Origin of the sequence: Streptomyces rubradiris (genome assembly GCF_016860525.1) — a bacterium.
Lineage (GTDB): Bacteria > Actinomycetota > Actinomycetes > Streptomycetales > Streptomycetaceae > Streptomyces > Streptomyces rubradiris.
The window spans coordinates 1-11,768 of sequence record NZ_BNEA01000014.1; the positions used below are offsets into that span (position 1 = coordinate 1).

Here is an 11,768-nt window from a genome sequence, read left to right on the forward strand (position 1 = left end):
GGCCGCGAGCAGTCGTCCGTTCCGCTCGTGCGCCGACCTCGGCAGGCGGCTGACGAGTTCGGCGATCGGGACCGAGCGCAGAGAGACCTGCCAGGGCGCTGTGCGCCTCCCGCGTGACGGAGTTCACCGGGCATGGGCGCAGGCGCTCCTCGGGGGTCGAGGCCCCGGTGCCGCGCCGCCGGATCTCCTGGCGCAGGAACGGCGGCGCGGTCCCCTCGATCGCTTCGACGATGTCCAGCACGGTGATGTGCTCGGCGGGCGGGGCCGGCGGGTCACGGCGCGTCAGCCCGCCCTCCGGGGCCTGCGCCGGCAGCATCGCGCGGTGCAGGCCCCACTCCACGCCCTGTGACAGCTTCATGGAGACAGCCTCGACACAGAATCCTGGACATCCGCCCTCTCTAAATACCGGCATGCGCCTCGCGCATACGGCTCAGGATGTCCCGCAGGATGGCCGGCGACGTACCGAAGTTGAGCCGGACGAAGCCCTCGCCGCCGGGCCCGAAGGCGCGGCCGTCGTTCAGCAGGACGCGGGCCTTCTCCAGGAAGAACGTATAGGGATCGGTGCCGAGGCCGAGCGCGCGGCAGTCCAGCCACGCGAGGAAGCTCGCCTCCGGGACCCGGTAGCCGATGCCGTCCGGCACCTCCTCGCGCACCAGCGCGGCGTTGCGTGCCAGGACCGGCCGCAGCCGCGACAGCCAGGAGTCACCGTCCCGCCAGGCCGCGAGGGTGGCGGCCACGCCGAACGTGTTGGGCTCGCCGTACAGATGCGTCGGGCGCGACAGGGCCGCGCGCACCTCGGCCGCACCGACGTGGGCGACGGCGCAGCGCACCCCCGGAACGTTGAACGCCTTGGTCGCGGACGTCAGGGTCACCGTCCGTGCGGCCACCTCCGGCGACAGGGAGGCGAAGGGGATGTGCCGGTGCGGATCGTGCACGAGATCGGAGTGGATCTCGTCGGAGACGACCAGCAGGTCATGACGCAGGGCCAGTTCGGCGAGCGTCTCCAGCTCCTCGCGGCGCAGCACCCGCCCCGTCGGGTTGTGCGGGTTGACCAGCAGCAGCACCCGGCAGCCGCCGTCCGCCAGTTCACGGTCGAGCCGCTCGGAGTCGAAGACCCAGCCCTCGTTGTGCAGGGTGTACGGGACGGGGTGGACGCGCCGTTCCATGCTCGTCACCGTCTCCAGGAAGGGCGGATACGTCGGCGTGTGCACGGCGACACCGTCACCGGGGCCGGTGGCGACCCGCAGGACGGCCTGGAGGCCCTGGTTGATGTCGGTGAACTCCCGTACGTGACCGGGGTCGAGCACCCAGCCGTAGCGCTCCCGCATCCGTTCGGCGAACGCCGTCCGCAGCGGGATCTGCGTGGGCCGCCCGTCCCACGAGGGGTATCCCAGATCCTCGTCCACGCACCGCAGCAGGGCCTCCCGCACGGCGGGGGCCGGCGGGAAGTCCATCTCGGCGATCCACGCCGGAAGCACGTCCGGCTCGGCCCGGCTCCACTTCACTCCCGGGCGACGGGTCAGCGCGTGGACGTCGAGGTCGTCGAACATGGCCTGGTCTTCTCCTGTCATCGGTGGCTCTCCGCTCCTGTCATCGGTGGTTCTCCAGCCGTTCCGGCCGGCTTGCCGCCTCTTCCCGCTGTCCGGCGGGCGACCCGCCGTGGTCCTCCGGTCCGGCGGACCCGCGCCGGAGCCGGTCGTGGAGGGCGGCGGCGAAGCCGTCCGGATGGTCATGGTGGACGACGTGTCCGCTGTCCGTCACGACGCCCACCTCATGGCCGAGCGGGCGCAGTTCGTCCGCGACAGGTCCGGGCACCGTCTCGCCGGGACCGGCGGGCGCACCGGCGACGGCACGGCGGGCGGCGGCTGTTTCCGGCGCGGCATGCCGTGGACGGCCCGCAGGGTTGTGGTGTCCCACCGCGCCAGTGCCCGAGGCCGGCCGCGCCGGACCCGGTCGGCCAGCGGGGATTCCCTGTGTCCTGGCTCGCCACGGGAGGCGAGCCGCCACCGGGGCGGCCGGCACGCGCGGCCGGCTCTCGCCCTCGGCACCCTGGCGGTCGCCTGCGTCGCCGGCTCTCGCCCTCGGCACCGTGGCGGTCGCCTTCGTCGTCGGCTCTCGCCCTCGGCGCCGTGGCGGTCGCCTTCGTCGCCGGCGGTGCGGCCGAACTGCTCAGCCGGCGTGTGATGTCAGCCCTTCCCACGGTGCCCGCCGCCGTCGCGCTGTTCGTGGCGGCCCTGTCGTCGGCACCTCGGCCGGCTCCCGGCTCGGGCACTACCAGGGGCCGTCTGCCTGCGCCGCCGCCGCGGTGCCCCTCACGGCGCTTGCCGCACTGTCGCGGACCCGGTACACCCCTACCGGCTCCTGACGGGAAAGGGCCGCACCTCGGGCTCCAGGGCGCCGTCTGCTCCCCCCGGGACGGCGTCCCGGTCACGCCGGGCCAGCAGCCAGTACAGCAGTGCCGGCAGCACCAGGCCCACGATCCACGAGATGTCCGCCCCGCCCAGCCGGGAGACGAGCGGCCCGGTGTACAGCTCGCTGGACAGGAAGGGGAGCTGGACGAGGATGCCGGCCGCGTACGTCGTCAGTGCCCGCATGTTCCAGGCGCCGTAGCGGCCGTGCGGGTCGGCCAGCGCCGCGATGTCGTACCGCTCCTTGGACAGCAGGTAGAAGTCGACCAGGTTGATCGCGCTCCACGGCGTGAAGAAGATCAGCAGGAACAGCAGGAACGTCGAGAACGACTCCAGGAAATGTCCCCGGCCGAGCAGCGCCAGTGCCGTGCCGGTCAGCATGATGCCGCCGACGTACAGGCTTCTGGCGCGCGGACCGACCGGGCCGAGCGGGCGGAATCCGCTGATGCCGGTGATCAGGGACATGAATCCGCCGTAGGTGTTCAGCACATTGACCGTCAGCTTGCCGAAGGCGACGGCGAAATACAGCAGCCAGGTCAGGACGGCCGCCGAGCCGCCCATGCCGATGACGCGCCCGACCTCGTCGCCCTCCCGGCCGCCGTGCCACGCCGCCGCCAGCGCACCGAAGCCCATCGACCACTGCGCGCCGAGCACGCTGCCGCCCATCGTCGCCCAGAACACCGAGCGCGGCGGGGTCTCGCGCGGCAGATAGCGGGAGGAGTCCGCGACGTACGGGCCGAAGCCCAACTGCCACGATGCGGACAGGGACATCGCGAGCAGGAACAGCGGCGCCGAGAAGTGATGTTCGCCGAGGATCGTTCCCAGCGGCGCCTCGTGCGCCATCCGCACGCCCAGATAGAGGAAGGCGACCACGCCGACCGCCGTCGCCACCTTGCCGACGCGATGGATCAGCCGGTATCCGACGGCCGCCGTGACCGCGGTGGCGAGGGCGAAGACCACGATCCCGGTGGTCTCACCCGTGTGCGTGAGGTGTCCCACCGCCTGCCCGGCGAGCACGCTGCCGCTCGCGAAGAACCCGATGTACATCACGATCGAGCAGACCAGCGGGATCGCGGCGCCTCGCACCCCGAACTGGGCCCGGCTGGAGATCATCTGCGGCAGTCCGAGCCGCGGCCCCTGAGCGGCGTGCAGGGCCATGACCGCCCCGCCGAGCAGATTGCCGAGCAGCAGCGCCACCAGGGACCATGACGCGTCGAGTCCGAAGACCACGGCGAGTGATCCTGTGACCACCGCGCTGATCTGGAGGTTCGCGGCGAACCAGAGGCTGAACAGGTTGCGGGGTCTGCCGTGCCGTTCGCTGTCCGGTATGTGGTCGATGGACCGTTGTTCGATGAGTCCGCCTGCCTGGCGGGCGTTGTTTTCCTTGGGCATGAAAGAACTCCGCAGGCTGTTTTCTGGTGAAAGGGGGTCGTCATAATGGCAACGATCATTGGGTGGGCGTCAAGGAAAGTGCGGGCGGGTTCGGTCCGTAGGAATTCGGCCGGATGACCGAAAAGGGTTGTAAAAACCGGTGGTTCACCCGGAAAAATCTTTTCCGGATCAAGGATGGGTAAAGTGAGCGGCTTGCGTGTGGGGGCGTGGTTACAGTAGGGAAGCTGTGGCTGACGGACCTCTTGTTGTGTGGTGCGGGGTAGGGGGTCCAGGGGCTGACCGGGTCGTGGTGGCGGGGGGTCGATCTGGCCTGTCCGTGCGTGTGTGGTGTCTGCGTTCACCCGCCTTTTCCAGGTCGTTGGATACGAGGTGTCCGTGCGAGGGGAGGCATGATGACCACGCGGTCGGGTGGGAGTACGCCTTTCAGCCGGGAGCTTGAGGCGTTGCTCGCCGAACGGCAGCTGTCCTGGAGGAAACTGGCTCAGCGGGTCGGTTACACGGCGGGCTGGCTGAGCAAGGTGAAGAACGGCCGTCCCCCTTCGGAGGACCTGGCCCGCTTGTGTGACGAGGCCCTGGACGCGGGTGGCCGGCTCATCGCGCTCGCCGGGGGCCAGTCGGTCAGACCGCAGGCCGCCCGCACCGGGAAGGCGCCTCTTGCCCAGCTTCCCGTGGTCACGGCCGGTTTCGTCGGGCGGGAGAGTGAACTCGCCCAGCTCGACGCGGTACTGAACGGTCCGCTCCAGCCGGGCACGCCGCGGACCGTCGCGATCGACGGTCCCCCCGGTGTCGGCAAAACGGCCCTCGCGCTGCGCTGGGCGCACAACGTCGCACCGTTTTTCCCGGACGGCCAGCTGTATGTGGATCTCCAGGGGTATTCCGGCAACGGACCGGATGTCTATCCCGAGGTGGTCCTGGAGAAGTTCCTTTTCGCGCTGGGCGTCCCGGCGTCGGACATACCGGAGGGGAGCGATGAGAGAGCCGCGTTGTACCGCTCGCTGCTGGTCGGCCGGCGGGTGCTGCTGATCCTCGACAACGCGGCCGATTCCGGGCAGGTGGAACCTCTCCTGCCGGCGGCCAGTGACTGTGCCGTCGTCATCACCAGCCGCAGCCGCCTGTTCGCGATGGCGGTGCGCACCCATGCCACGCGCGTCACTCTCCGGCCGCTGTCGAGGGCGGAGTCGCATCTGTTGCTGCGTACGGTCCTCGGTCCGGAGCGGGTCGCGGGGCAGATGCACGCGCTCGATGAACTGGCCCGTCTGTGCGGGCGTCTGCCGCTGGCCCTGCGTATCGTTGCCGAGCACGCGGTGGTGGATCCGCATCTGAGCCCGGAGCAGATGCTGAGCGGCCTCGTGGTCGAGGAGCGTCTGCTGGAACTGCTCTCGCCGGACGACTCCATCGCGGTGCGGGCGGTGTTCTCCTGGTCGTACCGCAAGCTCGACGACGACTGCCGCCGGATGTTCCGGCTGCTGAGCCTGCATCCGGGGACGGCCGTCAGTGCGCAGGCCGCGGCCGCGTTGGCCGGATGGGACCGCGCTCACGTTGTCTCCGTGCTGGAGAGGCTGCACAGTACCCATCTGCTGGAACGCCTTGACGGCGGTGCGTACCGGCTGCACGGGCTGCTGCGCCTGTATGCCGCCGAGCGGGCCCGGGTGGATGAGAACGAGGACGAGCGCCGTCGGGCCGTGGAGCGGCTGGTGCTGTGGTATCTGCGGGCGGTCACCGCCGCGCGTGGACAGCTGGCTCCCTTCCGGTCCCGTCTGGACTGGCTGCACCACGAGTCGGACGATGACGGCCCCGGGCCCTTCTGCGATGCCGAGGCCGCGCTGCGCTGGTGTGACGTGGAGCTCCCGAACTTCGTGCCCGTGTGCAGGCTCGCGGCCGAATGGGGCTGTCACGACGTCCTGGCCGCCTTCGTGCTGCGGCTTTTTGACTACCTGATGCTGCGCAAGCCGTGGACGGTGTGGGTGACCAGCCACCAACTCGGCCTGGAAGCGGCGGAGAAGACGGGCGATCAGCGGGCGCTCGCCTGGCTCAAGACCCATCTCGCCCATGCCCGCTGGTGGTTGCGCGACCGCGCGGAGAGCGGGCGGCTGTACGAGGAAGCCATGGCCCTGCACCGGGCGTGCGGGGACCGTTGCGGGGAGGCCTGGAGTCTGGCGGGCATGGCGACCGCCGCGCGGGACCGCGGTGACCCCGGGCAGGCCTACGGACTGTCGATGCGGGCCGTGCGGATCTTCGAGGAGGTCGGCGACGAGGAGGGCCATGCCGCGGCTCTCGCCATACTCTGCGACATAGAGACCCAGGCGGGCAAGTCCGATGCGGCGCTTGAGGCCGTGCGGCACTCGCTGCGGCTGTGTGAGGAGATTCGCGACCATCAGCGGCTGGGCCGCGGCCTGATCAAGATGAGCGGTATCTGCGAATTCCGCGGGGACGTCGAGCAGGCCCTGCGTTACGCGCGGCTCGCGATCGACCTGCACCGTTCGGACAACGACCGCTGGAGCGAGGCGGGCGGGCTGGTCTGGCTCGGTGACCTCCTGGCCCGCTTCGGGGAGAAGGACCGGGCCACCGAGGCGTGGAACGCCGCGCTGCGGCTCTACGACGAACTCGGCGACCCGCGCGCGGAGAGCCTGTCGCAGGAGCTGCAGCGCACGAGCTGAGGCTGTTGCGCCGGCTGTCCCGCCGGCGGGACAGCCGGTGCGCGGGCCGTTGGCACAGCCGGCGCGGATACCGCGGGAGGCGTCGGGCCACCGCGTGCTCAGGGCCGCGACCCCCGTCTGCGGCGCGTGTGCGGGAACGGACCCGCGCTGCCTGGGGGGCAGGCGGACGGGCGCCGTCACCGTCGAGGAGCTGACCGTCCGGCGGCCTCGCCCGGGTCACCGTGGACGGCTGCTCCCGGTGCTTTTGAGGTCCGGCTTGCTGAGGTGATGCGCGAGCGCGCCGGGATGGCCTCCGGTTCGGTGTCGCCGGCGGTGTGGTTGATGACGGACAGGAAGGCGCCCGACGCGCCGCTGCGGCGTGCTGCCGGCTGCCGGGATGCCCGCCCGGCTGCCGGAGCACGGGGCCGTGTCGAGGACGCCGGCGTCTGCCCCGGTCTGCTGCGGGCCGGGGGTGACGAGCGAGGCTCCGGTCGGCCGTGGTGGCACGGTGCCGTTCCCGGTGCCGGTCAGCGAGCTCGGAACGAGGGTGCCGCCGGCTGCCGCGTCGGCTTTCGGGGCCGGTGGTTGCGCCGCGAACGGCAGCGGACCCACCATGGTGGTCATCCCGCCGATGACGACCACAAGCCCGTGCTTGGGCACGAGCCGGAAGGAGACCATCGCGCCGGTGCAGGGCATCGCCGCGCTCGACGTGACCAGCGGGCCTGCCTGCAGCGGTGAGGAGCCGCGCCCGGCCTGGAGCAACTGCGACAGCACGCACACGGGGCCGCGAAACGGGCGAGGAACGCCGTGCCGGTGACCGGCCCGCAGGTGCGGGAGCGCACGCGCGACACAGTCAGGTGAAGGACGGGGCTGCCGCCGCGTTCCGGCAGGACGCGCTGCCGGCGAACGGTGGGCCGGCCCACCGGGACCGTGGCGACGAGGCAGATCCGCGTCCGCGCCGGCGCCGGCCTTCCTCCCTGCCCTGTCGACCGCGGCTGCGGCGTCCGGGCGGCCACCGGTTGCCACGGCTGCCGAGCGATCCCGTACAGCGGGCGGGCCACTGCGAAGGCGCTCGTGCCGGCCAGGTCACCGACCTGTCCGCCGGTGGTCGGCCCGCTCGCGTACGCGAACGCCTGGCTGCGGACGACGCGTTCGAGGGTGGCCGGGCCGCTGGTGAGGTCTGCCGTCTGTGGTGCTGCGCTCGGCTTCGAGCACGGGCAGAGAACATCGGGTAAGTGGGTCATCCGCGGTTTGCCGTGCCCCTGGGCGAGCGGGGTGCCGGCGGCTGCCGCGGCGGGAGCGGCGGGGATGCTCAGGCGGGCCCGGAGCACGCATGGTCGTCAGCACCGGCCTGCCCGCCCGGGGGCTTTTGTGAAGGAAAGACAACGACACGAGAAAGGCGCGAGGGTGGTCCCGCGACGGCATGCGGTGGTGATCGGCGCCGGGCTGACCGGTCTGCTGGCCGCGAAGGTGCTCACCGAGGCATTCACATGGGTGACGGTCCTGGAACGGGAACAGGTGACGGGCGGCGCCGACGCGTTGGACCGTCTGCCGGACGGGCGCCGTGTCTGCGTGCTGGCGCCATTGTTCGGCGACCTCGTCGAGCAACTGCTTCCCGGGTTCATGGACCTGCTGCGCGCGCAGGGCGCCGCGGCCGGCGACATCCTGTCCGACGTCCGCTGGTACCTGGGCGGACAACCGCTCAGACAGCGGGAGACCGGGCTGACGGGCCTGTCGGTGAGCCAGGCCTTCCTGGAGGGCGTCCTGCGGCGCGTGCTGCTGCAGTGCCCGGGCGTCGGCATCGTCGACAGCTGCGATGTCACCGGCCTGATGGCGACGGCCGACGGCCGCCGGGTGACCGGTGTCCGCGTCCACCCCTGCGGCGAACGGGAACAGGGCGTCGACGCCGACCTTGTGGTGGATGCCTCGGGCGAGGCCTCGCACCTGGCATGGCTGACCCGGCTGGGCGTCGCCCCGCCGCGTCCCGACACCGTCCATCTCGGTGTGAGTGAGGTTGTTCGGCGTTACAGGTTGCCTGTGGGTGTGCTTGAGGGTGATTTGGCTGTGGTGGTGGCTCCTACGTGTGCTGTGCCGCGTTCGGGTTGTCTGGTGCGTGAGGAGCGGGGTCGTTGGGCTTTGAGTCTGGGTAGTTTGGTGGGTGATTTGCCGCGTTTGGGTGACGACCGGTCTTTGCTTCGGTTTGCCGGGGGTCTTGCGGCTGGGGATATTCGTGAGGTGCTGGGTGAGGCGGAGCCGCTTGGTGAGCCTGCGTTCCCGTATGTGTCTGGGCGTGTGTGCTTTCGGTATGGCAGTGCTCGTGGTCTGCCTTCCGGGCTGTTGCTGATGGGTTTGGGTTGTGTCCACGGGGATCTGGTCGGTTCGCGGGCTGCGACTGTTGCGGCTTTGGAGGCGTTGGTCCTGCGTGAGTTCCTCGGTGCGGGGGGCACGGTTTCCGGGTACCGGTTCCATCATCGGGCCTGGCGTTTGAGGGACCGGATTTTTGCCCGGACGCATGCTTATATTCCCCGGTTTTCTGTCACTTTGCGGCATTTGCCGTTGTCTTTGAGGCTGCGTCATCGTCTGCTGGACCGGGTTGTGCAGGCGGCGGTGTGTGACGCGGAGGCGGCTTTGAGGCTGTTGGGTGCGTATGGTCTGGTGCGGTGGTAGGGGCGTGGCTGTGGGGCTGGGCCGGGTGTGGCCTTTGTGGTGTGCCTGGTGCGGGTTCGGGGTGGTTGGGTGTTTCCTTTCAGGAGTCAACAGGTCAACACTGGTGTTGGGCTTTGTGGTCCCTTCATGCTGGTGGCACGGCCGCGCGCGGCCTGTGTGGCCGCGGCCCGGCCGACGGACAGGGGACGACGGACGGACATGATCGGTGACTGCAGGCATGCAAGCGACAGACATCGTGCGCGGGGGGCGTCATGCCATGGCGCGTTCTGCTCCTCGCCGGGCGGGGCTTCCGCTTATCGACGCTGGAGGCGGCGGTCAGAACGCGGCCGGCGTGGCTGTGGCCGGGCCGGTGCCGGCCCGGGCGCGGGCTGGTCACAAGGGCCAGATCCTCACCACCCGGGTGGGATTGCGCCTGCCGGCGGCGCTGCCGTTCGAGACATGGCAGGCGGCCGGCCGGAAGCTTTTCCAGACGGCCGACTCCTTCGCCTGGTGTCTTGGGGACTGGCTGGTGTATGGGCAGGACAAGTACGGTGACCGGTACCGCCAGGCGGTGGAGGCGGCCGGCCTGGATTATCAGACGCTGCGTAACTATGCGTGGGTGGCGCGGAAGTTCGATGTCTCGCGCCGTCACCCTCAGCTGAGTTTCCAGCACCACGCCGAGGTGGCCGCGCTGCGACCGGGTGATCAGGACGTCTGGCTGGCGCGGGCGCATGACAACGGCTGGTCGAAGACAGAGTTGCGGCGCAGGGTGCGTGCCCACCGGGGCTCGGCGGAGCGCCGGGGTCTTGCCCGGTTGCCGCTGGTTCAGGTGGAGAGTGAAGCGCTGACGCGCTGGCAGGCTGCCGCCGAGCTCGCCGGTAAGCCGTTCGCCGACTGGGTCACGAGCGCTTTGGACGTGGCGGCCTGTGGCACGGCGAAGCACTGCGACGCGGGCTGAGCGGCCGGGGCCGAGGGCGGTCCGGCGGTGCGTTGCGCGGTGCCGGGCGGTCCGCCGGGCAACGCCGCCGGTCACGTGTCGTGGCGTCGGTCGTTCTCGCTGTCGTCGCTGTCGTCGCTGTCGTCGCTGTCGTCGCTGTCGTCGCTGTCGTCGCTGTCGTCGCTGTCGTTGCTGCCGTTGCTGTCGTCGCTGTCGGGGTGGGGTTGTTCGTCAGCTGATGCTGCGGGGGAAGCGGAAGAAGCCGTGCGGGTCGTAGGCGTGCTTGATGCGTGCCAGGCGGGGGTAGTTTTCGGCGTAGTAGGCGGTCCGCCAGTCTTCCAGGGCGGGGTCCATGTAGTTTTGGTAGCTTTCGGGCAGGGAGTGGCGGTCGAGGACGGCGAAGCCGTCTGCGAGCCAGTTTTCACAGGCTGCTGTGTCTTCGCTGGTGTAGGCGGGGTCGGGCAGTTCTGCGGTGAGTCCGGCCAGTATCTGGGTGGTGCGGTGTACGTAGGCGGTGTCGGTGCGGGCCGGTTCGTTCGCGGCGCCTCCGAGGGCCTCGAAGTACAGTTTGCGGGTCTGTCCGGTTCGCATGTGCGTGGGGTCGGTCAGGACTGTCAGGAGGTCCTCGATGTCGGCGGGGGGCACCGTTGAGTCGAACATCCGGGACCGGGTGCGGTAGTAGTTCCAGCGGGGCACCATCGATTCGGGTGTGGTGCCGGCCCGGTGGCATTGTGCGGTGGTGAGGGTCGCGCAGCCGTAGATCTGCATCATGCCTTGCTGAAGCGATCTTTCTGCGACGGTCCGGTTGAGGGGGTTTGTGCCGACTGCTGCGACGAGTTCGTCGATATGGCGGTCGAGGTCTTCCACGGTGCCGTACCAGGTGCCGGCGATGCTCACCATGGTGTCGGGTGAGGGGGGGCTTGCGGAGCCGGCTATGAGCAGCGAGGAGAGGTCGTTGGGTGCCCTTGTCACCCACTGCTGCCAGTTTTCGATCGTTGTGGCCGTGTCGCCTGCCGACCAGACCAGTCTGTAGCCGGTCAGGGTGGTGCGTCGTATGGGTTGCAGTGTGTAGCTGGTGACGACGCCGTAGTTGCCGCCGCCGTTGCCGCGCAGTGCCCAGTACAGATCGGGGTTGTCTTGGGCCGAGGCGCGTACGGCGCGCCGGTCCGCCAGTACCACTTCGGCTGAGACGAGCCGGTCGCAGGCCATGCCGTATTTGCGTGTCTGATGGCCGATGCCGCCGCCCTGGATGAATCCGCCGGCGCCTACGGTGGGGCAGAGGCCGCTGGCCAGGGCGAGCCCGTGCGGGGTGAGGGCTGCCAGCGCGTCGACTTGCTGGGTGCCGGCCCCGATCGTGACGAGTGTTTGGTCGGTGGTGACCCGGTTCAGCCGGGAGACGTCCAGTATTATGCCGGTCGTCGTCGAGTAGCCGCCGAAACTGTGTCCGCCGCTGCGGGGAACGGTGTGTATCCCTTTGTCCTGGGCGAACGCCAGGACGGTCTGGACATCCTGTGTGTTCTGGCAGTAGGCGATGGCCATCGGGTGGGTGGTGTCGAACTGGCGGAGTGACTGCTCGCGGGCCTGTTCGTAGCGTGCGTCCGACGGCAGGATGAGATCACCGTCGAGGTGACGCTCAGTGCGTTCCAGCCGGCCGTGCCGCGGCGCCGGGTGGTGTGCGCCGGCGGCGGATCCGGTCGGCCCGAGGAGGCCTGTCACCGCACCGGCCGTCGATGCGGCGGTCAGGATCAG

At 70.2% G+C, this 11,768-nt stretch carries 10 protein-coding genes; 4 read left to right on the forward strand and 6 right to left on the reverse strand.

Translation table 11 applies throughout. The features are described from left to right. The 4 genes from Srubr_RS13405 to Srubr_RS13420 form a co-directional block, all read right to left on the reverse strand. The coding region (locus Srubr_RS13405; RefSeq protein ID WP_203855013.1) for a hypothetical protein at window positions 1-358 on the reverse strand (358 nt) is incomplete at its 3' end. 40 nt (window positions 359-398) lie between these two features. Continuing rightward, window positions 399-1,571: a MalY/PatB family protein gene (locus tag Srubr_RS13410; protein WP_229927011.1), complete on the reverse strand. Its 1,173-nt coding sequence runs from the start codon at window positions 1,569-1,571 to the stop codon at window positions 399-401. A 19-nt stretch (window positions 1,572-1,590) separates the two neighbouring features. Next, window positions 1,591-1,815, reverse strand: coding sequence for a hypothetical protein (locus Srubr_RS13415; RefSeq protein WP_189999767.1), 225 nt, complete (start codon window positions 1,813-1,815; stop codon window positions 1,591-1,593). Window positions 1,816-2,351: 536 nt separating this feature from the next. Then, window positions 2,352-3,800, reverse strand: coding sequence for a purine-cytosine permease family protein (locus Srubr_RS13420; protein WP_189999766.1), 1,449 nt, complete (start codon window positions 3,798-3,800; stop codon window positions 2,352-2,354). Window positions 3,801-4,468: 668 nt separating this feature from the next. Between Srubr_RS13420 and Srubr_RS13425 the strand changes: the two genes are divergently transcribed. Continuing rightward, window positions 4,469-6,457 (forward strand): ATP-binding protein, encoded by a 1,989-nt coding sequence (locus tag Srubr_RS13425; protein ID WP_203855014.1) that lies wholly within the window; start codon window positions 4,469-4,471, stop codon window positions 6,455-6,457. 216 nt (window positions 6,458-6,673) lie between these two features. Here Srubr_RS13425 and Srubr_RS13430 read toward each other — a convergent pair whose 3' ends face one another. Continuing rightward, window positions 6,674-7,210 (reverse strand): MFS transporter, encoded by a 537-nt coding sequence (locus Srubr_RS13430; RefSeq protein WP_189999764.1) that lies wholly within the window; start codon window positions 7,208-7,210, stop codon window positions 6,674-6,676. A gap of 654 nt (window positions 7,211-7,864) precedes the next feature. On the opposite strand from Srubr_RS13430, the gene Srubr_RS13435 reads away from it, so the two are divergent. The 3 genes from Srubr_RS13435 (at window position 7,865) to Srubr_RS13445 (ending at window position 10,258) form a co-directional block, all read left to right on the forward strand. Next, a complete protein-coding gene (locus Srubr_RS13435; RefSeq protein ID WP_189999763.1) occupies window positions 7,865-9,103 on the forward strand; it encodes an NAD(P)-binding protein in 1,239 nt (412 codons plus the stop codon). A 217-nt stretch (window positions 9,104-9,320) separates the two neighbouring features. Further along, window positions 9,321-10,040, forward strand: a complete 720-nt coding sequence (locus tag Srubr_RS13440) for an LmbU family transcriptional regulator (protein ID WP_229927009.1) — start codon at window positions 9,321-9,323, stop codon at window positions 10,038-10,040. Between the two features lie 80 nt (window positions 10,041-10,120). Beyond that, window positions 10,121-10,258 carry a hypothetical protein gene (locus Srubr_RS13445; RefSeq protein WP_189999762.1) on the forward strand — a complete coding sequence of 46 codons (138 nt, stop codon included), beginning with the start codon at window positions 10,121-10,123 and terminating at the stop codon, window positions 10,256-10,258. Here the strand turns inward: Srubr_RS13445 and Srubr_RS13450 are convergent. Then, a partial coding sequence (locus Srubr_RS13450; RefSeq protein WP_203855015.1) for an FAD-binding oxidoreductase occupies window positions 10,251-11,768 on the reverse strand: 1,518 nt, incomplete at its 5' end. The two genes, Srubr_RS13445 and Srubr_RS13450, sit on opposite strands and share 8 nt — an antisense overlap.

What these genes read in the sequence shown, in the direction of transcription:
- Srubr_RS13410 (WP_229927011.1), bottom strand. Translation starts at nt 1,571, where the DNA reads ATGACAGGAGAAGACCAGGCCATGTTCGACGACCTCGACGTCCACGCG.
- Srubr_RS13420 (WP_189999766.1), bottom strand. Translation starts at nt 3,800, where the DNA reads ATGCCCAAGGAAAACAACGCCCGCCAGGCAGGCGGACTCATCGAACAA.
- Srubr_RS13440 (WP_229927009.1), top strand. Translation starts at nt 9,321, where the DNA reads ATGCAAGCGACAGACATCGTGCGCGGGGGGCGTCATGCCATGGCGCGT.